We start from the raw sequence: 24,267 nt of genomic DNA, 5'->3' as shown, positions 1-24,267 counted from the left end.
CGTCTGTTACCGCGAGTTCTGCCCCGACTGCGACGCGTCGGTCACGATACTCGACGAGACGTGTCCGGAGTGCGGGCGGTCGTTGCGAGAGCCCCGGTGCTGAACCGAGAAAGTGAGCCTACTCCGTCCGGTCGATGTCGATCTGCTCGCGGATCGCCGCCAACTCCTCGGAGTCCGCCAGTGCCTCGACCTGTGTCCGGAAGTGCTGCTCGCAGAGTCCGACCTTGATACCGTCTTTCTCCGCAGCGTACGCCGCGTCCCGGTCACAGTAGTGGCACTTCATACACGTCCTGTTACGTCCCCACTGCGGTTTAAGTCTACGCTCGCGGCTATCCGCTCCGAGAATCGGCGACGCGTCCGACGGCGCGCGTCAGACCCCCGGCAGCCGCGCGGCGATCGGATCGAACGCCGACTGGGACGGCCCGGCGACGCCGAGCGTCCGGTCGTGCGCGTCCGACCCACCGGTCAGCAACAGCTCCGCCTCCTCGGCCACCGCAGCGACCTGCCTGCGGTCCTCCGCGGCGGCGCTGGCTCCGCTGTAGGGATAAAAAAGCTCGACGGCGTCGAGGTCGCGGGCGCGGTCGAGCGCCGCCTCGACGTCGGGATAGCGGAACGGGTGCGCCAAGCCGACGACGGCACAGGAGTCCGCGAGGACCTCCGCACCCTCAGAAAAGGGGGGGACGTAGCGCTCGACGTAACAGGGTCGACCGGTGCCGATCAGTTCCTCGAACGCCGAGTCGAAGTCGTAAGGCGCGTCGCTCGCTTCGATGGCGCGGGCGATGTTCGGCCGTCCGATACCGTCCTCCAGTTCGACGTCGAGTTCCACTCCGAGGCGCGCTTCGACGCGCTCGATTATCTGCGCGCCGCGCTCCTTGCGGTTCTCTTGAATGCGCGTCGTCACCGAGCGGATCGAATCCGTCGCCTCCAGCCCGTATCCCAGCAGGTCGAGGCGCTGATCGCCGGCGTCGACGCGGAGTTCGATGCCGCGGACGACGGTCACGCCGTCGAGCGTCTGCACCGGGCTGTCGAGTTCGGGATGCACGCGGTCGTGGTCGGTCACCGCGACGACGTCGACGCCGCCGGCGCGCGCCGCTGCCGGGAGTTCGGGAATCGTCAGCGTCCCGTCCGAGGCGGTGGTGTGGACGTGGAGGTCGGCCGCAGGTGCGTCCTCACCCGTGGTGCCGCCGCCGTGGCCGTCGCGTTCCCGAATCACGGTACTACGTCGGTCGCGGCGTCTCAAATCCCTTGCGCCCGTGCGAACTGTTCTCGTGAGACGGCTCCACAATTAATGATCATTAAGGAATTAAGCCACTCAATATACCTTCATAGAAAACCATTAAGAATGTCGAGCACGGAGAGGAGGATGCAATGCGCTTGAACCACACCGGCGAACTCATCGACGCTCACGAGTTCCCGGCCACGACCGAGGAACTCATCGAGGCGTACGGCGACCGGACTATCGAACTGCCCAACGGGACCGCCCGCCTCGGAGACGTACTCGCCCGTGCGGGTTCAGAAACCTACGTCAACGCCGACGACGCCCAATCGGCGCTGTTCTGCGGCCTCGGCCACGAAGCGATCGGCCGGCGCTACTACAGCGACCGCGACGCCTACGCGATGGGCGAAGACGGCCCCGATCAAGTCTCGTTCTGAGCGACGTTCGGCGTTCTGAACGCCGATTCGATTTTATCGGCCGGTCACTTTAAAATGGGAGCGTGAGCGGGACGCTTCCCTTCGTGTACCCCTCGACGCGACCGTCGGGGCGGAGTCGAAAGACGACCGCCGGACGGTGGTGGACCTCGGGTCGCTCGGCGATGACGGACTGCCACTCGTCGTCGGGGAACGACGAGCAGTCGACGAAGAGGACGACGCCGCCGCCGTGTTCCTCCAACTGCCCGTCGGACTTCGTCGCCGCCGTGTCGCGAACGGCGGCCACGGGCGTCCCGGCGCGCCGCTTGTCCGTCGGCGTCGGCCGCGTCACCTCGACGAGCGTGGCCTCGCCGTCCGGCCCGTGCGCCCGGTAGTCGATGGCGTGGCCGGTCGACACCTCGATCTCGGGCGTGATCTCGTAGCCCGCTTCGACCAACAGGTGGCCGACGTTGAACTCGCCCATCGCGGCCGTCATCCGCGTGAGATCGAGGTACTCCGAGGTCCCGAGTTTGCCCGCCATCACCTCCCGCCACGGGTCGAGCACCCGAGTGCGGAGGAAGGCCTCGTAGAACTCCAGCGCCTCCTCGCGGGTGGCGTCGGGGAACCCGGCCGCGTGTTCGTCGAAGAACTCCCGCGTCGTCTCCCGGCCGTCCTTCGAGAGAAAAACCGGGAGGAAGAACCACGAGAGGTGCGGGTACGGTTCGAGCCACGGGCTCTCCTCGTGGAGCTGCGCGGTGAGTTCCCGCGTCGCCCACCGGGAGACGTCGTCGGGGACCGCCTCGAAGCTGTACTTCTCGGTGCGCCAGAGCGCCTCTGGCGTCTCGGTGTTGCCGAGCCAGTAGGCCTCCTCGTCGTTCCACAGAAACAGCGCGACGTCGCCGTTGTCCATCTCGAAGCGCTCTCCCGCGAAGCGCTCGGGCTGTTTGAACCACGGACTGCGACGGGTCGCACCGAGATTCCGATCTAGATCGCGATAAATTTGACCGACGACCCGGTCTTCGGTCCACCGACCGGGCGCGTGTCGAAAGCGAAGCGGACGTGCCACACGTGGCAGTTGCGCCCCGTCGGGTTTATACTGTCGGACGAGGCGACGCTACACCTCAGCCGCGCGAGGAGTATCAATGGTGAAAACGGCGATACATATATGTGGGTACCACTCACACGGTAGGACGTACCATGTCGATGGGCGCATACGACGACGACGAACACGAGCGTCGCGAGCGGAAGAACGGGACAGTCGATACGGACTTCTCGGACGATCGGACGGTGTATCGAGGGTCTATCGAGTACGACTCCGGCGACTCGACGGAGGCGCTCCTCGACCAGTTCAAGCAGCTGCAGGGCGAGTAGCTCTTTTCGCGCTTCCCGATCACCGGACCGAAAGCGTCGCCATCGCCGCCAGCGAGACGACAGTCACCGCGACGACGTGACCGGCGACGGCGACCAGGAGCACGGGCTGGTCGACGACGAACGGGACCATCCCGAGTTGCGTCAGTCCGAAGAGGACGTTGAGCGCGTCCAACCGACGGAGCCGTCGGACCGTCTCGGCGTCGAACTCGTATCGCCACGAGCGCCACAGCGCGACGACCGCCGCCCACCACGAGGTGCCGATGCGGTAACAGAGGTCCCAGAGGATGAGAAGCGTCAGGAAGACGACCGGGACCGGCGGCTCCGGGCCGAACAGCGAGTCGAGAAGCGAGACCTCGGCGACGCGCGGGTCGAACACGAACAGGTGCGTCACGAGGCCGACGAACGCGAGGATGCCGAGGACGGTCTCGATGCTCGACCCGAACAGCAGGCGGCGGTACGGCTCCGGGAGGTCGAGCTTTCTCGTCCCGCGACCGAACTGTCGCATCACGCCGCTTCCGGCGGCCGCGACGGCGACGGCGACAGTTCCCGGCAGCGCGGCGGACCAGAGGTCGTAGGCCCACGCCGAGAGGAGCACCGCCGTCTCGAACAGCAGCAGTTGCACCGCCATCGCCTGCCCGTCCGAGAGGTCGAGTCCGGGGATCGCCCCCACGATGCTCTCGTAGACCCACGTGTCGCCGTACAGTTCGACGTCGGACTCATAGCGGGGCGGGAGACGGGCCATCAGCGGTCGGAACTCCCCTCCGAGGCCGCGGGACGGTTCGGGGACTCGTCGGCTGCGGGGCCCTCCGATACCCCGGCCGCAGTCCCGTCGGAAGTCCCCTCTCCGTGCCGGGAGCGTCCGTCGCCTCCGACGTCCTCGCCGCGTCCGTCGTCGAGGGCCCGCCGGACGGCCTCGTCGAACTGTGTCGAGTCGACGTCGATCAGGGACTCGATCCGGTGATCGCGCACCACGACGGGGTTTTTCAGCCCCTCGATCAGCGGCCGCGCGACCGCGGCGGGGACGTCGGTGACGAGTCCGATCCACAGCGAGGAGATCTTCGGCGAGAGGATCGGCACCGGAACGATCCTCGGCTCGTGCCCGCGGATGCGGCCGACGCGAGTCAGGATCTCGCGGTACGTCAGCACGTCGGGACCGCCGATCTCGTAGGTCTCGCCCGCCGTCTCCGGGACGTCGAGGACGCCGACGAGGTAGTCGATCGCGTCGTCGACGAAGATCGGCTGGCAGGGCGTCTCGACCCACCGGGGCGTCACCATCACCGGCAGCCGCGACGCCAACTGGACGATCATCTCGAAGCTCGCCGATCCAGCGCCGATCAGGATCGCCGCGCGCAGGGTCGTGAGCGCGTACGTCCCCTCGCTGAGGACGCGCTCGACCTCCCGCCGAGACCGGAGGTGCTCGGAGAGTCTGTCGCGGTCCTCGCCGAGTCCGCCGAGGTAACCGACGCGCTCGACGCCCGCTTCCGAGGCGGCGTCGGCGAAGTTCTCGGCCGCGCGCCTGTCTCGGTCCTCGAAGTCCGGACCCGAGCGCATCGAGTGAACGAGGTAGTACGCGGCGTCGACGTCGAGCGCGGCGTCGAAGCTGCCGGGCTCGAGGAGGTCGCCCTCGACGACCCGAACGGACGACGACGGCGGCTCGTACCGCGCGGCGTCGCGAACGAGCGCGGTCACGTCGTGGCCGGCCGCGTCGAGCGCGGGGACGAGCCGGCTCCCGACGAACCCCGTCGCCCCTGTCACGAGTACTTTCATACTCGGAGTTGGGTCCGAAGCGGGTTAACGGTTCTCGGGGTCGGAGCCAGCGGCGGGGCCGTCGCCGACCGCGTCCCACCCGGGCGTCTCGGGGGCCCCGCGCGCGACTTCGACGGTCGCCGCGAGCGGCGGATCTGCCGCGAGTTCCCCGTCGTCCCCGGCCGCTTCGGTCCACGTGTCGATCGCTTGACCGGCCCACGAGTCGGCGTCGAGGACCGCTGCGGTCGCCGTCGCGGCGCGCTCGTCGTTCACCGCGAGCGATCCGGGGTGCGACCCCGCGGCGACGCCGACGAACGCCGCTCGGTCGGTGTCCGTCAGCGTCCCGCGTCGCATCCGGTCGACGACGCCCGCGAGGTCGTCGGGGTCCGGATAGCCGAAGAGTTTCGCGCCGACCGCCTGCGGGCCGAGCAGCAATCCGTCGCTGTCTCCCTCGGGCGTGTCCTCGAGGAGGCGCTCGCCGCCGTGTTCGGCTTCGACCCGCTCGCACTCGGTCTCGACGCCGAGGTCGAGGTGGTGGCTCGGATACGTCGCACACTCGGTGGGGTAGCGCTTCGAGCCGTGGATGCGACACTGCAGCGTCTCGGGGTCCAGAAAGGCGCACGTGCGCAGCCAGCGCGTTTCGGTCTCGAACGGCGCGACGGGCTTCGGGGGCTTCCGGAGGCCGACGAAGAACGCGGGTCGACCGTCGAGCGCGGCGAGTCGAACGCCGTCGACGACTACGCCCGGCGCGTCCTCCTCGACGCGCCAGACCCGCGGCGTCAGGACGTCCCCGAGGCCGCGTTCGACGAATCGGGCCACCTCGTCGCGCGTCAGCGGGACGAAGTTGTAAGCGCCGTCGAGGGGTTTCCCGGGTCCCCGTCGCTCGTGATCGGAGGGCGAGTCCGCGAGCGGCCGCCAGTCGATGCAGCAGCCGGCACACCCCTCGCAGTTCACGTTCATTGACAAGTGCTACGGTGTCCCACGATAAGAATCGTGCGGCGAGGTCGACGCCGCAGGACGTATCTACCTCGCACACCGTTTCCCGGTATGACGAGTGAACCCTGCGACGGGTGCGGTCGGTCGGTTCGGATCGCCGGCGGCATCGGGGATTTCTGGTCGTTCGAGGCGGAGTCGTCGGGCGGGATGACGCTCGAACTCGACGACGGCGGCGAGTTCTTCCTGTGTCACGACTGCATCGCGCGTCTCCCCGACGACCGGGTGGTGACGAGCGAGGACGTGCAGTCGCTGTAGACGAGGTCTCGCGGCCCCGCGTCTACGCAATCGTTCTACAGTCAGTACCGAGATCCCGAGAAAAAGCGACCGTGCGGAAATCCGTACGTCGCGAACAGCGCGGTCAGCGAACGCCGGTCGTTAGATGACGCGGTTCTGGAGGTAATCCAGGTGCTTCGCGTTGTAGACGATCTTGACCTCGTCGGCGGCGGGCGAACCGATGCAGGTCAGGCGGACGTTCTTCTCCGAGACCTCCTCGTCGGAGAGGATCTGCTGCATGTCCATGTCGATCTCGCCCTCTTTGAGGATGGCCGCGCAGTTCGCACAGGCACCTGCGCGGCAGGAGAAGGGCCAGTCGTAGCCCTGCGCCTCCGCGGCTTCGAGGATGTACTCGCCCTGGTTGACTTCGAGGGAACCGTAGTCCTCGTCGTCCAGCCCGGCGTCAGCGGCCTTCTCGAAGAGGTCGTCGTCGTCCATGTCCCAGCCCTGGTCGTCCAGCACTTCGTAGTTGAGGTATTCTACGGTAGGCATCAGCAGATGGTTTGTGTGCCTACCCATTAGACTTTGCTGTTCAGTTTTCTTCGAGAGGCGACTGAAACCGCGTAACTGTTCGGTTTTGTAGCGTCCAGAACGTGAAAGATAGTCGAGGCGTCGCGCCTCAGGCCGGGTCGATCAGTTCGTCGCCGACTCGATCGCCTGCTCCAGATCGGCGATGACGTCGTCGACGTCCTCGATGCCGACCGACAGGCGTACCATATCTGGAGTGACCCCAGCGGCCGCCTGTTCCTCCTCGGTGAGCTGTTGGTGCGTCGTCGACGCGGGGTGGATCACGAGCGTCTTCGCGTCGCCGACGTTCGCGAGCAGCGAGGCGAGTTCGACGTTGTTGACGGTGTCGCGGGCGGCCTCGTAGCCGGCCGCGAGCCCGAACGTGATCATCCCGCCGTAGCCGCCGTCGAGGTACTCGCTGGCTTCCTCGTGGGTCTCGTGGCTCTCCAGCCCGGGGTAGTTGACCCACGAGACGGCGTCGTGGTCCTCGAGGAACTCCGCGACCGCCTGCGCGTTCTCGCAGTGCCGCTCCATCCGCATCGGCAGCGACTCCAGTTTCTCGATGGTGTTCCACGCGTCGAACGGCGACTGCGCGTTCCCGAGGTCGCGCAGGCCGCGGGCGATGGCGGCGTACGTGAACGCCGCGTCGCCGAAGCGCTCGGCGAAGTTGACGCCGTGGTAGGCCGGGTTCGACGCGCCGATCTCGGGGTACTTCTCGGCGTTCTCGGCCCACGGGAAAGAGCCCCCGTCGACGAGGATGCCGCCGATGGTCGTCCCCGCGCCGTGGATCCACTTCGTGGTGGAGTTCCACACGAGGTCCGCGCCGTGTTCGATCGGTCGACAGAGGTACGGCGTCGCGAACGTGTTGTCGACGAGCAGCGGCACGTCGTGGTCGTGGGCGATGTCGGCGATCCGCTCGATGTCCGGCGTGACCAGGGCGGGGTTGCCGATCGTTTCGAGGTGGACGTAGGCGGTGTCCTCGTCGATGGCTTCCTCGTACGCGTCGTAATCGAGAGTGTCGACGAACTTGGTCGTGATCCCGCGACGCTCGACGGTGTGCGTGAAGTAGGTGTAGGTGCCGCCGTACAGCGACGACGCCGTGACGATGTTGTCGCCCGCGCTCGCGAGCAGGAAGGTCGCGAGGTCGAGCGCGGCCATCCCCGAGGCGGTCGCGGCCGCGCCGATTCCGCCTTCGAGCGAGGCGAGGCGCTCCTGCAGCGTCGCGACCGTCGGGTTCATCAGTCGGCTGTAGATGAACCCCTCCTTCTCCAGTGCGAACTGCCCCGCGGCGTCGTCGGCGTCGTCGAAGACGTACGAGGTCGTCTGGTAGATGGGCGGTGCGCGCGCGCCGGTCGCCGGATCCGGCTCCTGTCCCGCGTGAAGGCTCCGCGTCCCGAATCCGAGCGGCTTGTCGTCGTCTGCCATATACCCCGCTTGTCCCGTGCGGGAGGTAAAGCTTTAGACCCGGTATTATTTGCCGCGTCAGAGGACGCCCAGCGCGAACAACACGCGGAAGCTGCCGTAGGAGCCGACGGTCGCGATGACCGGCACGACGTTCTGCATCACGATGACGCGCATCGTCGTCTCCGGGTCGAAGAGATCAGACGCCCGCGGGATGTCCTCGGGAGAGCCCTCGCCGATCCGCTGCTTCGGGACGTCGTCCGGCGACCCCGGATTTCCGACCGTCGGCGCGGACTCGTCGGCGGTGAGCGCGCCGACGGAGACCCGCGGCGTCTCCTTGCCGCGAACGCCCTCGTCGAGCGTGGTCGTCCGGGTCGCCCGGCCCCAGCCGAGGCCGACGATGCTCATCGTCGCGATCACGACGAAACTGGCCGGCACGCCGATCGCCGAGAGCGCGATCACGATCGTAGAACTCACGACCGCGACGACGATGGCCGCGGTCATCGGTAGCTGGGTGATGTCGTTGCCGAGCGTCTCCATCGTCCGCCGAGCGATGGTGAACGCGCCGACGGCGACGGCCGCGGAGCCGATGACGATTCCGGGGCTCATCTCCAGCGCGCCGCTGCCGACCAGCGGCGCGATTGCGTTGGCGATGTTGCTCGTCCCGGAGCTGAACGCCATCAGACAGCTGATCGTGACGACGAGCACGGCGCCGACGAACTCGCGGCGCTCGGTTCCCTCGCCGATCACCGGCCTCGGGATCCGGCCGGACCGATCGAGGGCGACGAGCGAGCCGTCGCCGCGGTCGATCGCGATCGCCCGCACGATGTCCTGATAGAAGTACCGACCGATCACGCCGGAGACCCAAAAGCCGATGATCGGCGCGACGATCCACCACGAGGCGATCTCGCCCATCACCGCCCAGTTGAGTTCGCCGGCGGCGACCCCGAGCCCCGCGATCGACCCGACCGCCGTCATCGACGTCGACGCGGGGACGCCGAAGACGTTGCCCACGAGCAGCGCGCCCCCGATGAAGAACAGGACGACGATGCTCGAGAGCAGCGTGAACACCGCCGGGTCGGTGACGAGTTCCTGCCCGAGCGTGTCGACGACCTGGCGGCCGATGGTCCACGCGCCGACGAAAAAGAACACCGACATCAGGGCGGCCGCGACCGTCTTGGTCACGATGTCGGCTCCGACCGCCGGGGCGAACGCCGGCCCGGTGGTCGCGCCGCCGATGTTGTACGCGACGAAACAGGCGACGACGAGTCCGACGATGAGCAGCGGATCGAACACGGTAGAACGTCTCGACACTGGAGGCCATCGGAAAAAAGCTCTCCGGGAACGATCGAGCGCGGACGCGTCGGTGGGCTGGGTCCGTCGTCGGCGACGCCGGTCCGTCCGGATCGGACCCCCGGTCGCTAGAGGCGAAGCCCTCAGACCGTCCGGTTCCCGATCCGCGCACCCGCGAGAACGAGCGCGAGCGCGACGGTGCCCACGCCGAGCGCGCCGAAGACGCCGACGCCGTCCGCGGCGGTCGGCGGGACGGTTCCGGGGTCGACGCCGACTGCGAGGAGCGCGGCGACGGCGGCGAGCGCGACGCCGCCGACGGAGACGGCGAGCGTCCGGCCCCGATCGAGGGCGACGGCCGAGCCCGCGAGCAGGAACCCGATCCCGACGACGGCACCGGCGACGGCGACGTTCGCGACCGCGCCGCGGGCGAGGAGGTCGACGCCGCGTGCGCCGTCGACGACCGCGAGCGGGACGAAGAGCCCGACCCACGCGAGGACGACGCCCGCGAGCCCGGCGGCGAGGCCCACGAGCCGAGAGAGGAGATCGGCGGGAGTCATACCTGGCCGGACGAGGGGGCGAGAAAAGTGTGTTCGGGTTTCATCGCTCACTGACTGAACAGCGACGCGTGGACCGGCGCGAAGTCCTCGCCGGTGTCGGGGTCGGGATCGTCGGTGTCGTGGACGGCGCGCCCCTCCACGCCCGAGTCGAGGAAGTCCCGCAGCGGCGGGCCGACCTTCTCGGGTTCGACGAGGAACGCGTCGTGGCCGTGGTCGGAGTCGATGACGTGGTGGGCGACGGGGGCGTCGTTCGCGCGGAAGGCGCTCGCGACCGACTCGGACTGCTCGGTGGTGAAGTGCCAATCGCCCGTGAAGGAGAGCAAGAGCGCCTCGCCCTCGAAGGCGGCGAGCGCGCGGGCGTCGTCCTCGTAGCCCTCCGCGAGGTCGTAGTCGTCCATCGCGCGGGTGAGGTACAGATACGAGTTGGCGTCGAAGCGCTCGACGAACTTCTCCGCCTGGTAGTCGAGGTAGGACTCGACGTCGCGGTACGGGAAGAACGCCGCGGCGGGGTCCGACGGGAAGGAGTCCCGCCGCGCGTCGCGGCCGGCGGCGCGGCGACCGAACTTCTGCTCCATCGACGCCTTCGAGAGGTACATCACGTGCCCGATCTGGCGGGCGAGCGCGAGGCCGTCGTCCGGCTTCGCCTCGCTGTCGTAGTAGTCGCCGCCGTTCCAGTTCGGATCGGTCGTGATCGAGCGGCGCGCGATGGCGTCGAGCGCGAGACACTGCGCGTCGAGGCGGGCGGCCGCCGCGATGGAGACGACGTGGCGGGCGTCGTCGGGGTAGCGCTTCGCCCAGTCGAGGGCGTTCATTCCGCCGACGCTCCCCCCGACGACGGCGTGCAGGCGACCGACGCCGAGTTCGTCGAGGAGGAGCCGTTGGGAGCGCGTCCAGTCGCCGACCGTGACGGGCGGGAAGTCGGTGCCGTACACCTCTCCCGCCGGATCCTCCGACGACGGTCCCGACGTCCCGTAGCACGACCCGGGGATGTTGGCGCAGACGACGTAGTACTCGTTCGTGTCGATGGCCTTCCCGGGCCCGACGATGTCGTTCCACCACGCGCGCGCCTGCCCGGCCGTCCCGGAGCCGTAGCCCGCGACGTTCTGGCTGCCGGTGAGCGCGTGACAGACGAGGATCGCGTTCTCGCCGTCGAACTCGCCGTAGGACTCGTAGGCGACTTCGAGGTTCTCGATCTCGTCGCCGGACTCGAAGTCGAATCGACCGAGGTCGACGGTCCCGCTGTCGGTCTTCATTTCTCGTCCCCCGCTTCGGTCTCGGTTCCCGAAACGCTTCGGCCCGCCGCGGTGATCGCGCGGTCGAGATCGGCGATGACGTCGTCGGCGTCCTCGATCCCGACCGAGAGCCGGAGCATCTCCGGGGAGAGCCCCGCCGCGCGCTGTTCCTCCTCGGAGAGCTGGGCGTGTGTCGTCGACGCCGGGTGGATGACGAGCGTCTTCGCGTCGCCGATGTTCGCGAGGAAGGAGGCGAGTTCGGTCTCCTCGCAGGTCCGCTTGGCCGCCTCGAAGCCTCCGGCGAGACCGAAGGTGACCATTCCGCCGAACTCTCCGCCGTGGGGGGCTCCACCGGTGTCGGCTGCCCTGCCGGTGCGGTTGTGGGGAGTACTCTCACCGTCCTCGGAGCCCAGATACCGCTGGGCGTTCTGGTGTGTCGGGTGCGACTCGAAGCCCGGGTACGAGACCCACGCGACGTCGTCGTGCTCCCGGAGGAACTCCGCGACGGCGCGGGCGTTCTCGCAGTGGCGGGCCATCCGGAGCGGCAGCGTCTCCAGCCCCTGAATCGTCTGCCAGGCGTCGAAGGGCGACTGCTGGTTGCCGAGCGTGCGGAGCGCGCGCTGGCGGGCCGCGTTGGCGAACGCGGCGTCGCCGTAGCGCTCGACGAAGTCGATCCCGAAGGCCGGGTTCGTCCCCGAGAGCTCGTCGTAGTCGGCGTGCTCCCACGGGAACGTGCCCCCGTCGACGAGGATCCCGCCGATCGTCGTGCCCGACCCGTGGATCCACTTCGTCGTCGACTCCCAGACGATGTCCGCGCCGTGCTCGATCGGTCGGCAGAGGTACGGCGTCGCGAACGTGTTGTCGACGACCAGCGGCGCGGCGTTGCCGTGGGCGACGTCCGCGAGGCGCTCGAAGTCGGGCGTCTTCAGCGACGGGTTCGCGATCGTCTCGACGTGGACGAACGCGGTGTCCTCGTCGATCTCCTCCTCGAACGCCTCGTAATCGAGGGTGTCCACAACCCGGATTTCGACGCCCCGGCGCGTCGCCATCTTGTTGAAGTAGGTCGCGGTTCCGCCGTACATATCCGCCGAGGCGACGACGTTGTCGCCCGCGCTGGCGAGGATGCTCGTCGCCGAGTCGAGCGCGGCCATCCCCGAGGCGGTTGCGACCGCTCCGACCCCGCCCTCCAGCGCCGCGAGTCGGTCTTCTAATATCCGCGTCGTCGGGTTCGAGATCCGCGAGTAGACGTCGCCGTCGGCCGCGAGGGCGTAGAGGTCCGCGGCGTGGTCGGCGTCCTCGAAGGCGTACGACGTCGTCTGGTAGAGCGGCGGCGCTCGCGCGCCTGTCGCCTCGTCCGGCTCCTGACCGGCGTGCAGACTCCGGGTGTGGAAGCCATCGACCATTCTATGTGTAATACGCATATTCGCTCGGAGACTTATAACCAGCGGTTACGGGCGCTGTGCGGGGCGTGGTACCGCGTCTCCTTCCGGAGGCGGCCTCCGAAGTCGCGACGCGCGTCGGTCGAGAGACGAAAGAACAGGGGGACAGAGACCGAAGAATCGGTTCGTCGCGGCCGCGTCGACCCCGGCCGCGACGTTGCTCACTCGGCGTCGAGTTCCGCCTCGGCCGCGTCGACCCCGGCCGCGACGTCGACGTCGACGCCCGCGTCCGCCATCGCCTCGCCGACGGTCCGGACGCCGCGGAGGATGGCCGCGTCGGGGAGCCCGCCCATATTGCTCACCCGGAAGATCGTGCCGCCGAGGTGACCCTGCCCGCCGGAGATGCTGACGTTGCGCTCTGTGATGCCGTCGAAGAAGTCGTCGGCGTCGTCGCCCGAGACCGCGTCCGGGAGCGACACCGCCGTGACGGTGTTCGACAGTTCGGTCTCGCCCGTGGGGGCCGCGAACAGATCCAGCCCCATCGCCGTGAACCCGGCGCGGAACGCCTCGGCCTGCCGGCGGTGTCGGGCGATCCGCGTCGGCATCGTCTCCTCGACGATGTCCTCGACGGCGACCGCCATCGCGCGGAACAGCGGGACGGCGCTGGTGAAGGGCGTCTGGTGGGAATCGGCCTTCCGGAGGTGCCACTCCAAGTCCTCGTAGAACGGCGCGGACTCCCCGTCGAGGTGCTCCTCGACCTCTCCGGTGACGTACATCGCGCTGATCCCCGGCGGCGCGGCGAGCGCCTTCTGGGAGTCGGTGATCGCGACGTCGACGTTCCACTCGTCGAGTTCGAAGACGTCGCCGCCGATCGAGGTGACGCCGTCGACGACGAAGCGCGCGTCGTACTCCGCGGCGATCTCGCCGACGCCCGCGACGGGGTTGAGAAGCCCCGTGCTCGTCTCGTTGTGGACCATCGTGACGACGTCCGTCTCCTCGGTGACGACCGCGCGGACGTCCTCCAGCGGGATCGACTCGCCCCACGGGACCTCGACGCGCGTGACGTCGGCGTAGCGCTCGGCGATCCGCGCGAAGCGGCGCCCGAACTTCCCGTTGACGAGCGCGACGACGTGGCCGCCGTCTCCGACCAGGTTGGCGACGGCCGCCTCCATCCCCATCGACGCGGTCCCGTTGAGGATGAGCGAGGTTCCGCCCGCCGCGGTCGCCGTCGAGGATCCGTCGAGCGTCGACTGCTCGAAGATGTAGTCGAGACCGTCCTGTGCACGCTCGTAGACCGCCTCGAACGCCGCGGACCGGTGTGAGACCATCGGCTGGTCCATCGCCTGTGACACCTCGTCGGTGATCGGCACCGGGCCGGGGTTGAGGAGCAGGAAGTCCTCTTCCATACGCGGCGATTGCGGTCCGCAGGGATAAGCGATACGAGTTTCCGCCGACGCTGTGGGCGCTCTCGCGCCGGCACTCGTTCGTCCGGACGCGCTATCGCGACGGCCGCGCGGCACCGCCGAGGCGGGCCACCGCCCGACGAAGCATCTAACTCCGCTCCGTCCGACCCGCCGATAGGATGAGCGAGGAGACGCCGTCGGAGGCGGCGGGGAACGAACGGAGCGGCAGGGTCCCGGAACTGACGTACGCCGATCCCGACAACCCCTACCTTCGGGAGCCGGACACCGATTTCGAGCCCGTCGAATCGCTGACTCGCGAGGAGGCCGAATCCCAGGCCGAGCGCCTCCGCGCGGCGATCCGCGAGCACGACCACCGCTACTACGTGCGGGCGGAGCCGCTGATCGCCGACCGCGCGTACGACGAACTGTTCGCGCGGCTCCGGGAATTGGAGGAGGCGTTCGACCTCGACTCGTCGACCAGCCCCACCCGGCGGGTCGGCGGCGAACCGCTGGACGAGTTGGAGACGGTCGAGCACCGCGCGCCGATGCTCTCGATCGAGCAGTCGACCGACGCCGACGACCTCCGGGAGTTCGACCGCCGCGTGCGCGAGGCCGTCGGCGACGTCGACTACGTCTGCGAGCCGAAGTTCGACGGCCTCTCGGTGGAAGTCGTCTACGAGGACGGCGAGTACGTCCGCGCGGCGACCCGCGGCGACGGCGAGCGCGGCGACGACGTCACCGAGCAGGTGCGGACGATTCGCTCGATCCCGCTGCGGCTCCGCGGCGACTACCCCGACTCCCTGGCCGTCCGCGGCGAGGTGTACATGCCCCGCGACGCCTTCCGCGAGCACAACCGCGAGCGCGTCGAGCGCGACGAGGAGCCGTTCGCGAACCCGAGAAACGCCGCCGCGGGCACGCTCAGACAACTCGACCCCACCGTCGTCGCCGACCGACCGCTCGACTGTTTCTTCTACGACGTCCTCGACGCGAGCGAGGTGCCGGAGAGCCAGTCGGCGACGCTCGACCGACTTCGTGAGTGGGGCCTCCACGTCAACGATCGCGTCGCGGTCGTCGAGTCGGTCGAGGAGGCGATCGACTACCGCGACGGCCTCCTAGACGAGCGCGAGGCGCTGAACTACGAGATCGACGGCACCGTCATCAAAGTCGACGCCCGGGACGCCCGCGAGCGACTGGGCGCGACGAGCCGCGCCGTCCGCTGGGCGTTCGCCTACAAGTTCCCGCCTCGCGCGGAGATCACGCGGATCACGGACGTCGTCGTGCAGGTCGGTCGGACCGGGCGGCTCACCCCGGTCGCTCTGCTCGATCCCGTCGACGTCGGCGGCGTGACCGTCTCGCGGGCCTCTCTGCACAACCCCGAGGAGATCGAGCGCCTCGGCGTCGACGTCGGCGACGAGGTGCGCGTCCGCCGCGCGGGCGACGTCATCCCCGAGGTCGCCGAGGTGACCGAAAAGCGCGCCGCGGGGACGTTCGACTTCCCGGAGAGGTGTCCAATCTGCGGCAGCCCCGTCGAGCGCGACGGTCCGCTGGCGTTCTGCACCGGCGGGCTCACCTGCGACGCGCAGTTGATCCGCGCCATCGTCCACTACGGGAGCCGCGGTGCGCTCGACATCGACGGCCTCGGCGAGGAGCGGGTCGAACAGCTCGTCGACGCGGGCGTGGTGACGTCGCTTCCGGACCTCTATCGGCTCTCGGTCGACGACCTCGCGGACTTGGAGGGCTGGGGCGAGACGAGCGCGCGAAACCTCGTCGACGCCGTCGACGCCACCCGTTCACCTCCGCTCTCGGACTTCCTCGTCGCGCTCGGGATCCCGGAAGTCGGCGGCAGCACCGCGAAGAACCTCGCGCGGACGTTCGGGTCGCTGGACGCCGTGATCGCGGCCGACGCGGACGCGCTCAGAGCCGTCGACGACGTCGGACCGACGGTCGCCGCGCACATCGCCGAGTTCTTCGCGAACGAGAAGAACCGCGCGGTCGTCGAGGAACTCCGCGAGGTCGGCGTCGAGCCCGAAACGGTCGAGGTCGTCGACGGGAACGACGAATTAGACGGGCTGACGTTCGTCTTCACCGGATCGCTGTCGGTGACCCGCGGCGAGGCACAGGACCTCGTCGAGCGACACGGCGCGTCGGCGACGAGCAGCGTCTCTGGCAACACGGACTACCTCGTCGCCGGCGAGAATCCCGGACAGACGAAACGCGACGACGCCGAAGCCAACGGCGTGCCGGTGCTCGACGAGGCGGAGTTTCGAGAGCTGTTGGCCGAACGCGGGATCGAGTATCCGCCCGACGAGTGAGCGAGAAAGGTTACAGATCCGCGCGCTCGAACGCCCAGTAGCCGACGACGGCCGGGACCACGACCCACGCGAGCAGGATCACGAGGAGGAACCACCCCGAGAAGTAGAACGGGACCGATTCCTCGAGGACGGGCGTCAGGATCGCCTGCTCCCCGAACGTCGTCGTGACCAGTCGGGCCTGTTCGGGCCCGTAGTACACCTGCGCAGCGAGCGTCTCGTAGGTCTTCAGCGGGTTCAGGTACTTCAGGAACACGCCGATCTTGACCCGCAGGACCTCGGAGATCCCGCCGATCCCGACCTGTTCCGCCGCGTAGTTCAGGAGCTTCGGAATCCCCTCCGAGATCGACCCCCAGAGGACGGCGAAGACGAGGTACAGTCCCATCGTCGCGAGCGTCGCCTCGCGGTTCGAGTCAGCGAGCGCCGAGAGGCTCAGCCCGATCGAGACGAACGCGACCCCGACGAGCGCCGTGAGCGCGATCTGGGGGACGAACGAACCCAGTTGTAACCGGGTTCCCGTCGCGAGGAGCACGAGGAACGTCGCGAAGAACCCGACGAGTAGCGCGACGACGACGACGGCCGAGCGTCCGAGCAGCTTCCCGACCATCGCGTCGAGCCGGGAGTTCGGCAGCGACAGCAGGAGCTTGATCGAGCCGCTCTCGCGCTCCTCGGTGATCGAGCCGTACGACGTCGACAGCGCGACGAATCCGAGAATGAGCGCGAGCAGCCCGGGGAACGAGAAGCTGAAGACGCCGAGGTCCGCGAAGAACCCGAAGAGGTTCGAGATCTGTCGGAGGTCCGCCGGGATCAGCAGGCCGAAGAACAGCGCCGGCGCACCGCCGAGAAAGAGCACGAAGAACAGCGTCGAGCCGTGGAGCCACCGCGAGCGGATGGCGTCGCGGAACTCCTTGCGCGCGACGGCCTGCCAGCTCATCGCGACACCTCCGCGTCCTCGACCGGCGCGTCTTCGGTCGGGTCGTCGGCGGGCGCGTCGGCTCCGCCCCCGACGTCCTCGTCGCGCTCGGTGTACGCGAGGAACAGGTCCTCCAGCGAGGCCTCCTCGGTCGTGAAGTCGGTGACGCTGACGCCGCTGTCCTCCAGTTCGGTCACCACGCGCGTCTTGGCGTCGCTCTCGCAGGCGACGCGGAGCGCGTCGTCGCCGTCGCGCTCGACGCGGTCGACGCCCGAGAGGTCGCGGACCGCCGCGAGAACGTCGTCGTCCACGCGCTCCCCGACCGTCACCCGGAGCGTCGCGTCGGCGTCGGAGGCCTCGCGGAGGCCCTCGATCGAGTCGACCGCGACGAGTTCGCCCGCGCGGAGGATCCCGACGCGGTCGCAGACGGCCTCGACCTGTTCGAGGATGTGACTGGAGAAGAAGACGGTCGTCCCGCGCTCGGCCTCCGCGAGGACGATCTCGCGCATCTCTTTCGCGCCCGCGGGGTCGAGTCCCGAGGACGGTTCGTCGAGGATCAGGAGTTCGGGGTCGCCGACGAGCGCCATCGCGAGCGCGAGGCGCTGGCGCATCCCTTTCGAGTAGCCGCCCGCCTGTCGGTCCGCCGCGTCCGCGAGTCCGACCCGTTCGAGGACGGCGTCGGGATCGGCGTCGACGTCTTTCGAGTCGATAGCGAACTCGACGTGCGCCCGACCGGTCAGCCGGTCGTACACGTCGAACCCCTCCGGGAGCACGCCGGTGCGCTCTCGGACCGCGACGCTGTCCTCTCGGGCGTCGTGCCCGAGGACCGTCACCGTCCCCGACGTCGGGCGAACGAAGTCGAGGAGGAAGTTGATCGTCGTCGACTTCCCCGCGCCGTTCGGACCGAGAAAGCCGAAGATCTCCCCTTCCTCGACGGTGAGAGAGAGGTCCGAGACGGCGGTGACGTCTTCGAACCGTTTGGTCACCCCGTCTAGGTCGATAGCACTCATACGCGTCGGTTGTTCGATCCGCGCATAAAGCGTTTGGTGAGAAAATCAGCGCTGAGACTCGGGGTCCGAAGGCTCCGAGGGACTCTTGTACGGAGACTCCGGGACGCTCCTATATCTCGTCGTCGGGCGCGTGCTGCTCGCGCACGCGCTCGACCTCCGCCGCGTAGCGTTCGCTCGTCTCCGCGTCGTCGACCGGTTCGAGGTCGTCGGCGTCGACGTCGACCGCGGCGGTGGTGCCGCTCCCGCGCTGCCGCATAATCGTCGTCGAGACCTGCTTTCGGCGGACGGCGGTGCCGTCGGGCGTCGCGTAGGTCATATCGACGAGTCCGCGGTCGGTGTACGTCCGTTCGACCAGCCAGCAGCGGACGGTGTCGTCGCCGTCGTCGGCGTCGGTCATAGCCGCCGGTCGGCGCGGCAGCGGTTTGTAGCTACCGCCTCCGTTTCGTCGGCATCGTCGCAGCCAACCACGTCCCAACCCCCATCGCGTCACCCTCAAGCCCGCTCGGCCGCTACGTCGAGGCGATGGAGCACAGCGAACTTCGCGAGCGAGCCGCGGAGTTGCCCACCGATCCCGGCGTCTATCAGTTCCTCGACGGCGACGACGTGGTCTACGTCGGCAAGGCGGTCGACGTCCGCGACCGGGTGCGCTCGTACGCGGACCCGCGGAGCGAGCGCATCCGGCAGATGGTCGAGCGGGCCGATGCGATCGACGTCGCCGTCACCGACACCGAGACGCAGGCGCTGCTGCTCGAAGCGAACCTGATCAAGCGCCACCAGCCGCGGTACAACGTCCGGCTGAAGGACGACAAGTCCTACCCGCTGGTGCAACTGACGGACCACTCGATCCCCCGGATCGAGGTCACCCGAGATCCCGACCCCGGTGCGACGGTCTTCGGTCCCTTCACCGACAAGGGGCGCGTCGATACCGTGGTCAAGGCGCTGCGGGAGACCTACGGGCTCCGGGGCTGTTCGGACCACAAGTACGCGAACCGCGAGCGTCCCTGTCTCGATTACGAGATGGGGCTGTGCACCGCTCCCTGTACCGGTGAGATCGGCGCCGAGGCGTACCGGGAGGACGTCGAATCGGTCGTCCGGTTCTTCGAGGGCGAGACCGGCGCGCTCGCCGATCCCCTCCGACGGGCGATGGACGAGGCGGCCGAGGCCGAGCAGTTCGAGCGCGCGGCGAACCTCCGGGACCGACTCGACCCGTCGAATCGTTCCACGGCGAGGGCGAGGAGGCCGTCTCGACGCGGACTGACGAGCGCGCGGTCGACGTCCTCGGCGTCGCCGTCGAGGGAGACGGTGCGACGGTGGCGCGACTGCACAGCGAGCGCGGGCAGTTGGTCGACCGATCGCGACACCGCCTCGACGCCCCCGAGGGCGGCGAGCGCTCGGCGGCGGTGCTCACGGCGTTCCTGACGCAGTACTACGCCGAGCGCGACTTCCCGGACGCGATCCTCTGCTCGGAGCGCCGGACGACGCCGACGCCGTCGCGTGGCTGAACGCCGAAGGCGTCGACGTCCGCGTTCCCGGTGCCGGCCGGGAATCGAAGCTCGTGGAGCTGGCGCTCAAGAACGCCCGGAGCGGCCCGGAACGGGGAGATGGCCTCGCGAGGCTCGCCGACGCGCTCGGACTGGAGAGCGTCTCCAGAATCGAGGGGTTCGACGTGAGCCACGCGGGGGGGACGGCCGTCGTCGGCAGCGACGTCTGCTTCGTCGACGGCTCCGCGGAGAAGGCGGATTACCGCCGGAAACGACTCGAGGAGGGCAACGACGACTACGCGAGAATGCGCGATCTCGTCCGCTGGCGCGCCGATCGCGCCATCGAGGGGCGGGACGACCGTCCCGATCCGGACCTGCTGCTCATCGACGGCGGCGAGGGACAGCTCGGCGCGGCCCGGGACGCGCTCGCGGAGACCGGCTGGGACGTGCCGGTCGCCGCGCTCGCGAAGGAGCGAGAGCTCGTCATAACACCCGACGGCGTGCACGACTGGGACAGCGACGACCCCGCGCTGCACGTCCTCCAGCGCGTCCGCGACGAGGCGCACCGCTTCGCGGTCCAGTACCACCAGACGCTGCGGGACGAGGTCCGGACGGTCCTCGACGACGTCCCCGGCGTCGGCGAGAAGACGCGAACCGCCCTCCTGCGGCGGTTCGGGAGCGTCGAGAACGTCCGGAACGCGTCGACGGCGGACCTGACCGACGTCCCCGGCGTCGGCGAGCGGACCGCGCGGACGATCCGCGATCGGTTGTAGGGGCGGACAGTCGGCACCCGTGTCGGTGGCGGCGCGACCTCGCGTTCGCGACGCCCACCAATTCCCCGCGTCGTCGTGCCGAGCAACCGCGGCCCGACGCGGGGTAGTATTCAGCTCACGGGGTCGCTGGCCGCGCCATCGTATATAAACAATCGCCCGACAGTCGACCGCCGAGAGCCAAATCATTAATAGTCGTTAACGCCCGTCTCTGAGATATGGACGATATTTTCGTCGCACGAGTGATGTCCTCACCCGTACACACCGTCTCGCCCGACACGCTGGTCGAGGAGGCCGCACAGAAGATGCTGGACGGGGAGATCGGATCCGTCGTCGTCGTCGACGACGGTCAGCTCGTTGGAATCTTGACGAACACGGATTTCGTGAAGATCGTCGCTGAGCGGAAGCCGAAAGATCGGACGCCCGTCTCGACGTATATGTCCGACACGACGGTGACGACGACCGCGCAGGTCCCGATCGCGCAGGTCGCCGAGTCGATGATCGAGCACAGCATCCACCACGTCCCGGTGGTCGACGACGAGGGTGCCGTCATCGGTATCGTGACGACAACTGATCTCGCAGCGTACGTCTCACAGTTCCAGACAGCGAGCGTCTGAGAGGCTACATATCGGGTGAATAGCTCGCGTAGTTACGCGATCTTCTCGTACTGCTCGGACAGCTTCTCCGCGGCGTCGTCTAAGAGTTCGCGCTCGTAGTCGTCGAGGTCCCACTCGACGACGTCCTCGACGCCGTCGGAGCCGAGTTTGACGGGGACGCCCAGCGCGGTGTCCTCGTACCCGAACTCGCCGTCGAGGACGACAGAGCCGGGGAGCACCTCGCCGGTGTCCCGGAGGATCGCCTCGACCGTATGGGCGACGCCCGTCGCGGGACCCCACTGCGTCGCGCCCTTGCGCTCGATGACGTCCATCGCGGACTCCTGGAGGTCGCCGAGGATCTCCTCGCGCTCGTCGGCCGTGAATTCGGGATCCGCGCCGTCGACGCGGACCTTCGAGAAGACGGGCACCTGCGCGTCGCCGTGCTCCCCCAGAATCGTCGCCTCCACGTTCTTCACGGGCGCGTCGAAGCGCTGGCTGAGGACGTAGCGGAACCGCGCGGAGTCGAGGCGGCCGCCGAAGCCGATCACCTTGTGACGGTCGCGCCCGCCCGACTCGTAGAGGTGGCGGTTCAACAGGTCGACGGGGTTCGAGGTCGTCACGGAGACGAAGTCGTCGTTGTACTCCGCCAGCGAGGAGCCGATGTCCTCCATGATCGGCGCGTTGTCGCCCGCGAGGTCGATCCGCGTCTGTCCGGGCTGACGCGGGATGCCCGCCGTGATGACGACGACGTCCGAGCCCGCGGTGTCCTCGTAGGTCCCCTGCACGACTTCGGTGTTGGAGTCGTAGGCGACGCCGTGGTTCGCGTCGGCCGCCTGCCCGACGGTCTCGTCTTCCTTGTCCGGAATGTCGACGAAGACGAGTTCGTCGACGACGTCGCGAAGCGCGAGGTTGTACCCCGCCGCGGCGCCGACGGTTCCGGCCGCGCCGACCACGCTTACTTTCGTCATATCGGGTGAGAGTTGCCTCCGTGGTCGATTAAACGCTTTGGCGCGGGCCGAACGCGCGTCGGGAACGCGTCTCGGCGGGACGTCACTCCGCTCGTCGCACCGCGACCAACATACAAACACCACGCCGCCGTACGGCCAGCTATGGACGACGGCGCGAAGCCCGACTGGTGGGTCAGAAACGAGCGCGAACGGGAGCGGATGGAACTCCCGTCGTACGAGCCGGCGCGGTTCGAGAACGGCACGTACGTCCACGAGGTCGTGTCACGACTGGAGTCGAAGCACGGGTGTACGATCACCGTGCTCGGGATCAATACGGAGTACCCCGACGACTGGGAGGTCAGAGTCGACGGCGAACGCGCCTTCACCGTCGATCGCTCCCGCGACGAGAACGGGAACACGCGGTACCACCTCGACGCCGAAACCTTTCGCGAACGGGTCGAGCGGGCGCTGGAGTAGTCCTCAGACGGGCAGGTCGAAGACCTCGATAGCGTTCTCGCCGAAGACCGCCCGCTGCTCCTCCTCGGGGAGATGGCTGAAGAACCCCCGGATCGACTCGGGATTGTCGAAGTCGTAGTGGGGGTGGTCCGTCGAGAACATGATGCTTTCGGGTCCGAGAACGTCGATCATATCGGCCATATGCGACCGCTTGTTGAACTCGCCGAGCGGTTGCGTGCTGAAGTAGAACTGATCGCGGATGTACTCCTCCGGCATCTTCTCCAACAGCGGGACCTGGCTCCGCCACGTGCTGTACTCCCGGTTGAGCCGCGACATCAGGTACGGGACCCACCCGATCCCCGATTCGAGGATCACGAACTCCAGGTCGGGGAACTTCGCGGGCGTCCCGTTCGCGATCAGGCTCGTGACGACCCACATCATCGCGAAGGGGTGACTGAGCGTGTGGATCTCCGGCATGACCGACATCGTCCGGTAGATTCCCGCCATATCCCACATATGTCCGGTGGCGGTCGTGTGGAAGACGACCGGGAGGCCGTGGTCCTCCGCGGCGGCCCAGATCGGATCGTACCGCGACTCGCCGAGGCCGCGCTCCTGGCCGCCGGGGTGGATGAACACGCCGACGAGTTGGTCGTGGTCGCCGAGGCGGCGGATCTCGGCGGCCGCGGCCTCCGGGTCGCGGGTCTGGACGGCGATCAGCCCGAAGTAGTCGTCGCTGGCGTCCATGAACTCCTCGACGAGGACGTCGTTCGCGGCCGGCATCTGCTGGACGATCTGCTCGGTGTCGGGGTAGACGTCCCACATCGGCTGCATGTTGATGATCGGGTAGTCGACGCCGAACCCCTCCCGGAGCGGTTCGTCGATGTACGCCTCGGTGTCGGTGACGTCGCTCGACACGTCGTCGCGGCCGCCGAAGACGCTGAGCGTGTCGGGGACTTCGCTGTGGCTGCCGGACGACGGGAACCCGTAGCCGCCGGTCCCCTTGTTCGGGTCGAGAAGGTGGCTGTACGGCATCTCCATCTTCGCGGCCACCTTCTCGGCGATGTCGGGGTGGTGCTCGGGGACGTGGACGTCGGTGTCGACGACGAGGAGGTCCTCCATCGGTTCTTCCTCGGATGGCGTGGATGCCGTTCCCATACCACACACTCCGAGGGTTGCACAATAAGTGTTCAGCCAACTGCAACGAAGGATCACGGCGAGCCGGGGACGATCAGACGGCGGTGGCCGACGCCTCCCTACACGGTCACGTGGATCTCGCCGTCTTCGACGTCGACGTCGTGTGAGATCAGTTTCACGCCCGGTTTCGAGTGACACTCGCCGGTGACGAGGTCGAACTCCCAGCCGTGCCACGGGCAGGCCACGATCTCGCCCTCCCGGACGTACTCGGTCGTCGTCTCCATCTGATCGCGATCGAACTCGGCCTCCAACAGTCCGGAGGTGGGGCCTTCACAGATGGGACCGCTCTGGTGTGCACACCAGTTCGTGTACGCGTAGTACGCTCCGTCGATGTTGTAGACGCCGATCTCCTTTCCCTCCAGTTCCACGACGAGGTGGTCGCCGGGATCCAGTTCGTCCGCGTCGATGACGGAGTGTGTCGCCATATCCGTACTCTCGGTGACGCCGACATAATAGTTTGGTAGCCTGTCACAATCGCGGTGCGGGGAGCAGTAAGGGAGCTCGGCCAACTTCGCAGCGTGACGGGGCTCCCGAGAGCGTCAGCGATCGGGAGTACGTCGCGCGAGTGAAATCACCGATTTCACGAGCGTGAGGGGATTCGAACCACGGTCGGAGCAAAACTCCTCCCTGATTCGAATCCCGCGTGCCGGTTCGCTCGTCGCTGCGCTCCTCGCTGTACGGGCGCGACGGGATTCGAACCCGCGACCATCGGATTAGAAGTCCGACGCTCTGTCCGACTGAGCTACGCGCCCTCGTGGGACTCAATTCGGTCGCGGGTAAAAAGGAATGCGGGTTCGGCGTCGG

At 68.2% G+C, this 24,267-nt stretch carries 25 protein-coding genes, 1 tRNA gene and 1 pseudogene; 7 read left to right on the top strand and 20 right to left on the bottom strand.

Going from position 1 to position 24,267, the window contains the following annotated elements; translation table 11 throughout:
- Positions 1 to 118 precede the first annotated feature (118 nt).
- Together ACP99_RS20405 and ACP99_RS05595 are read right to left on the bottom strand one after the other, a co-directional pair.
- On the bottom strand, positions 119 to 283 hold the full coding sequence (locus tag ACP99_RS20405) for a DUF6757 family protein (RefSeq protein WP_197052361.1): 165 nt from the start codon (positions 281 to 283) through the stop codon (positions 119 to 121).
- Positions 284 to 370: 87 nt separating this feature from the next.
- Positions 371 to 1,213, bottom strand: a complete 843-nt coding sequence (locus ACP99_RS05595; protein WP_049985641.1) for a PHP domain-containing protein — start codon at positions 1,211 to 1,213, stop codon at positions 371 to 373.
- A gap of 155 nt (positions 1,214 to 1,368) precedes the next feature.
- Here ACP99_RS05595 and ACP99_RS05590 point away from each other — a divergent pair, with 155 nt between their 5' ends.
- Positions 1,369 to 1,653 carry a DUF5789 family protein gene (locus ACP99_RS05590; protein WP_049985640.1) on the top strand — a complete coding sequence of 95 codons (285 nt, stop codon included), beginning with the start codon at positions 1,369 to 1,371 and terminating at the stop codon, positions 1,651 to 1,653.
- Between the two features lie 49 nt (positions 1,654 to 1,702).
- Here ACP99_RS05590 and ACP99_RS05585 read toward each other — a convergent pair whose 3' ends face one another.
- Positions 1,703 to 2,695: a DUF5784 family protein gene (locus tag ACP99_RS05585; protein WP_049985639.1), complete on the bottom strand. Its 993-nt coding sequence runs from the start codon at positions 2,693 to 2,695 to the stop codon at positions 1,703 to 1,705.
- A 131-nt stretch (positions 2,696 to 2,826) separates the two neighbouring features.
- Here ACP99_RS05585 and ACP99_RS20400 point away from each other — a divergent pair, with 131 nt between their 5' ends.
- Positions 2,827 to 3,000, top strand: coding sequence for a DUF5786 family protein (locus tag ACP99_RS20400; RefSeq protein ID WP_197052360.1), 174 nt, complete (start codon positions 2,827 to 2,829; stop codon positions 2,998 to 3,000).
- A gap of 19 nt (positions 3,001 to 3,019) precedes the next feature.
- On the opposite strand, the gene ACP99_RS05580 is transcribed toward ACP99_RS20400, so the two are convergent.
- From ACP99_RS05580 to ACP99_RS05570, 3 genes are read right to left on the bottom strand one after another with little or no spacing between them, the layout of a single operon-like run.
- Entirely contained in the window at positions 3,020 to 3,742 is a 723-nt protein-coding gene (locus ACP99_RS05580; protein WP_049985638.1) for a DUF7530 family protein, read from the bottom strand.
- Entirely contained in the window at positions 3,742 to 4,767 is a 1,026-nt protein-coding gene (locus tag ACP99_RS05575; RefSeq protein WP_081927153.1) for an NAD(P)H-binding protein, read from the bottom strand. The genes ACP99_RS05580 and ACP99_RS05575 overlap by 1 nt, the downstream gene beginning before the upstream one ends.
- A gap of 24 nt (positions 4,768 to 4,791) precedes the next feature.
- Positions 4,792 to 5,706, bottom strand: a complete 915-nt coding sequence (locus ACP99_RS05570) for a YkgJ family cysteine cluster protein (protein ID WP_049985637.1) — start codon at positions 5,704 to 5,706, stop codon at positions 4,792 to 4,794.
- An 87-nt stretch (positions 5,707 to 5,793) separates the two neighbouring features.
- On the opposite strand from ACP99_RS05570, the gene ACP99_RS05565 reads away from it, so the two are divergent.
- Positions 5,794 to 5,997, top strand: a complete 204-nt coding sequence (locus ACP99_RS05565) for a DUF7561 family protein (RefSeq protein ID WP_049985636.1) — start codon at positions 5,794 to 5,796, stop codon at positions 5,995 to 5,997.
- Between the two features lie 120 nt (positions 5,998 to 6,117).
- Here the strand turns inward: ACP99_RS05565 and fer are convergent, their stop codons facing one another.
- The 7 genes from fer to ACP99_RS05530 all read right to left on the bottom strand — a co-directional run bounded on the left by fer (position 6,118) and on the right by ACP99_RS05530 (position 13,790).
- Positions 6,118 to 6,507 carry a ferredoxin Fer gene (fer, locus tag ACP99_RS05560; RefSeq protein WP_049985635.1) on the bottom strand — a complete coding sequence of 130 codons (390 nt, stop codon included), beginning with the start codon at positions 6,505 to 6,507 and terminating at the stop codon, positions 6,118 to 6,120.
- Positions 6,508 to 6,648: 141 nt separating this feature from the next.
- A complete protein-coding gene (locus tag ACP99_RS05555; protein WP_049985634.1) occupies positions 6,649 to 7,947 on the bottom strand; it encodes an O-acetylhomoserine aminocarboxypropyltransferase/cysteine synthase family protein in 1,299 nt (432 codons plus the stop codon).
- Between the two features lie 57 nt (positions 7,948 to 8,004).
- The gene (locus ACP99_RS05550) at positions 8,005 to 9,219 is read right to left on the bottom strand and encodes an inorganic phosphate transporter (protein WP_049985633.1); all 1,215 of its coding nucleotides are present in this window, start codon (positions 9,217 to 9,219) and stop codon (positions 8,005 to 8,007) included.
- A gap of 140 nt (positions 9,220 to 9,359) precedes the next feature.
- Positions 9,360 to 9,773 carry a hypothetical protein gene (locus ACP99_RS05545; RefSeq protein WP_049985632.1) on the bottom strand — a complete coding sequence of 138 codons (414 nt, stop codon included), beginning with the start codon at positions 9,771 to 9,773 and terminating at the stop codon, positions 9,360 to 9,362.
- 47 nt (positions 9,774 to 9,820) lie between these two features.
- A complete protein-coding gene (metX, locus tag ACP99_RS05540) occupies positions 9,821 to 11,026 on the bottom strand; it encodes a homoserine O-acetyltransferase MetX (RefSeq protein ID WP_049985631.1) in 1,206 nt (401 codons plus the stop codon).
- Complete coding sequence (locus ACP99_RS05535) at positions 11,023 to 12,408, bottom strand: O-acetylhomoserine aminocarboxypropyltransferase/cysteine synthase family protein (RefSeq protein WP_049985630.1); 1,386 nt, start codon at positions 12,406 to 12,408, stop codon at positions 11,023 to 11,025. The genes metX and ACP99_RS05535 overlap by 4 nt, the downstream gene beginning before the upstream one ends.
- A gap of 197 nt (positions 12,409 to 12,605) precedes the next feature.
- Positions 12,606 to 13,790, bottom strand: coding sequence for a pyridoxal-phosphate-dependent aminotransferase family protein (locus ACP99_RS05530; RefSeq protein ID WP_049985629.1), 1,185 nt, complete (start codon positions 13,788 to 13,790; stop codon positions 12,606 to 12,608).
- 236 nt (positions 13,791 to 14,026) lie between these two features.
- On the opposite strand from ACP99_RS05530, the gene ligA reads away from it, so the two are divergent.
- Positions 14,027 to 16,099, top strand: coding sequence for an NAD-dependent DNA ligase LigA (ligA, locus tag ACP99_RS05525; RefSeq protein ID WP_049985661.1), 2,073 nt, complete (start codon positions 14,027 to 14,029; stop codon positions 16,097 to 16,099).
- Positions 16,100 to 16,109: 10 nt separating this feature from the next.
- Here ligA and ACP99_RS05520 read toward each other — a convergent pair whose 3' ends face one another.
- From ACP99_RS05520 to ACP99_RS05510, 3 genes are all read right to left on the bottom strand, one after another.
- The gene (locus ACP99_RS05520; RefSeq protein ID WP_049985628.1) at positions 16,110 to 17,030 is read right to left on the bottom strand and encodes an ABC transporter permease; all 921 of its coding nucleotides are present in this window, start codon (positions 17,028 to 17,030) and stop codon (positions 16,110 to 16,112) included.
- Positions 17,027 to 18,019, bottom strand: coding sequence for an ABC transporter ATP-binding protein (locus tag ACP99_RS05515; RefSeq protein ID WP_049985627.1), 993 nt, complete (start codon positions 18,017 to 18,019; stop codon positions 17,027 to 17,029). Before ACP99_RS05515 ends, ACP99_RS05520 begins: the two co-directional genes overlap by 4 nt.
- A 109-nt stretch (positions 18,020 to 18,128) precedes the next feature.
- Positions 18,129 to 18,416 (bottom strand): hypothetical protein, encoded by a 288-nt coding sequence (locus ACP99_RS05510; RefSeq protein ID WP_049985626.1) that lies wholly within the window; start codon positions 18,414 to 18,416, stop codon positions 18,129 to 18,131.
- A gap of 125 nt (positions 18,417 to 18,541) precedes the next feature.
- Between ACP99_RS05510 and ACP99_RS05505 the strand changes: the two are divergent.
- Together ACP99_RS05505 and ACP99_RS05500 are read left to right on the top strand one after the other, a co-directional pair.
- A pseudogene (locus tag ACP99_RS05505) lies at positions 18,542 to 20,273 on the top strand (excinuclease ABC subunit C).
- Between the two features lie 215 nt (positions 20,274 to 20,488).
- Positions 20,489 to 20,887, top strand: coding sequence for a CBS domain-containing protein (locus tag ACP99_RS05500; RefSeq protein ID WP_049985625.1), 399 nt, complete (start codon positions 20,489 to 20,491; stop codon positions 20,885 to 20,887).
- 32 nt (positions 20,888 to 20,919) lie between these two features.
- On the opposite strand, the gene mdh is transcribed toward ACP99_RS05500, so the two are convergent.
- The gene (mdh, locus tag ACP99_RS05495) at positions 20,920 to 21,834 is read right to left on the bottom strand and encodes a malate dehydrogenase (RefSeq protein WP_049985624.1); all 915 of its coding nucleotides are present in this window, start codon (positions 21,832 to 21,834) and stop codon (positions 20,920 to 20,922) included.
- Between the two features lie 141 nt (positions 21,835 to 21,975).
- Between mdh and ACP99_RS05490 the strand changes: the two genes are divergently transcribed.
- Complete coding sequence (locus ACP99_RS05490; RefSeq protein WP_049985623.1) at positions 21,976 to 22,290, top strand: hypothetical protein; 315 nt, start codon at positions 21,976 to 21,978, stop codon at positions 22,288 to 22,290.
- 3 nt (positions 22,291 to 22,293) lie between these two features.
- Here the strand turns inward: ACP99_RS05490 and ACP99_RS05485 are convergent, their stop codons facing one another.
- From ACP99_RS05485 to ACP99_RS05475, 3 genes are all read right to left on the bottom strand, one after another.
- Positions 22,294 to 23,424 (bottom strand): amidohydrolase family protein, encoded by a 1,131-nt coding sequence (locus ACP99_RS05485; RefSeq protein ID WP_081927151.1) that lies wholly within the window; start codon positions 23,422 to 23,424, stop codon positions 22,294 to 22,296.
- A gap of 98 nt (positions 23,425 to 23,522) precedes the next feature.
- Positions 23,523 to 23,888 carry a Rieske (2Fe-2S) protein gene (locus ACP99_RS05480; RefSeq protein ID WP_049985621.1) on the bottom strand — a complete coding sequence of 122 codons (366 nt, stop codon included), beginning with the start codon at positions 23,886 to 23,888 and terminating at the stop codon, positions 23,523 to 23,525.
- 253 nt (positions 23,889 to 24,141) lie between these two features.
- Positions 24,142 to 24,215, bottom strand: a tRNA-Arg gene (locus ACP99_RS05475).
- Positions 24,216 to 24,267 lie beyond the last annotated feature (52 nt).

Origin of the sequence: Halobellus rufus (assembly GCF_000739575.1) — an archaeon.
GTDB lineage: Archaea > Halobacteriota > Halobacteria > Halobacteriales > Haloferacaceae > Haloquadratum > Haloquadratum rufum.
This window is presented reverse-complemented; position numbering and strand designations above follow the sequence as displayed.

Bases quoted from the DNA above. Each gene is read 5' to 3' on its own strand.
- mdh (WP_049985624.1), bottom strand. From the start codon at position 21,834: ATGACGAAAGTAAGCGTGGTCGGCGCGGCCGGAACCGTCGGCGCCGCG.
- metX (WP_049985631.1), bottom strand. From the start codon at position 11,026: ATGAAGACCGACAGCGGGACCGTCGACCTCGGTCGATTCGACTTCGAG.
- ACP99_RS05480 (WP_049985621.1), bottom strand. From the start codon at position 23,888: ATGGCGACACACTCCGTCATCGACGCGGACGAACTGGATCCCGGCGAC.
- ACP99_RS05570 (WP_049985637.1), bottom strand. From the start codon at position 5,706: ATGAACGTGAACTGCGAGGGGTGTGCCGGCTGCTGCATCGACTGGCGG.
- ACP99_RS05520 (WP_049985628.1), bottom strand. From the start codon at position 17,030: ATGAGCTGGCAGGCCGTCGCGCGCAAGGAGTTCCGCGACGCCATCCGC.
- ACP99_RS05530 (WP_049985629.1), bottom strand. From the start codon at position 13,790: ATGGAAGAGGACTTCCTGCTCCTCAACCCCGGCCCGGTGCCGATCACC.
- ACP99_RS05490 (WP_049985623.1), top strand. From the start codon at position 21,976: ATGGACGACGGCGCGAAGCCCGACTGGTGGGTCAGAAACGAGCGCGAA.
- ACP99_RS05565 (WP_049985636.1), top strand. From the start codon at position 5,794: ATGACGAGTGAACCCTGCGACGGGTGCGGTCGGTCGGTTCGGATCGCC.
- ACP99_RS05580 (WP_049985638.1), bottom strand. From the start codon at position 3,742: ATGGCCCGTCTCCCGCCCCGCTATGAGTCCGACGTCGAACTGTACGGC.
- ACP99_RS05555 (WP_049985634.1), bottom strand. From the start codon at position 7,947: ATGGCAGACGACGACAAGCCGCTCGGATTCGGGACGCGGAGCCTTCAC.
- fer (WP_049985635.1), bottom strand. From the start codon at position 6,507: ATGCCTACCGTAGAATACCTCAACTACGAAGTGCTGGACGACCAGGGC.
- ACP99_RS05510 (WP_049985626.1), bottom strand. From the start codon at position 18,416: ATGACCGACGCCGACGACGGCGACGACACCGTCCGCTGCTGGCTGGTC.
- ACP99_RS05535 (WP_049985630.1), bottom strand. From the start codon at position 12,408: ATGGTCGATGGCTTCCACACCCGGAGTCTGCACGCCGGTCAGGAGCCG.
- ACP99_RS05575 (WP_081927153.1), bottom strand. From the start codon at position 4,767: ATGAAAGTACTCGTGACAGGGGCGACGGGGTTCGTCGGGAGCCGGCTC.
- ACP99_RS05500 (WP_049985625.1), top strand. From the start codon at position 20,489: ATGGACGATATTTTCGTCGCACGAGTGATGTCCTCACCCGTACACACC.
- ACP99_RS05545 (WP_049985632.1), bottom strand. From the start codon at position 9,773: ATGACTCCCGCCGATCTCCTCTCTCGGCTCGTGGGCCTCGCCGCCGGG.
- ACP99_RS05515 (WP_049985627.1), bottom strand. From the start codon at position 18,019: ATGAGTGCTATCGACCTAGACGGGGTGACCAAACGGTTCGAAGACGTC.
- ACP99_RS05590 (WP_049985640.1), top strand. From the start codon at position 1,369: ATGCGCTTGAACCACACCGGCGAACTCATCGACGCTCACGAGTTCCCG.
- ACP99_RS20405 (WP_197052361.1), bottom strand. From the start codon at position 283: ATGAAGTGCCACTACTGTGACCGGGACGCGGCGTACGCTGCGGAGAAA.
- ACP99_RS20400 (WP_197052360.1), top strand. From the start codon at position 2,827: ATGTCGATGGGCGCATACGACGACGACGAACACGAGCGTCGCGAGCGG.
- ACP99_RS05485 (WP_081927151.1), bottom strand. From the start codon at position 23,424: ATGGGAACGGCATCCACGCCATCCGAGGAAGAACCGATGGAGGACCTC.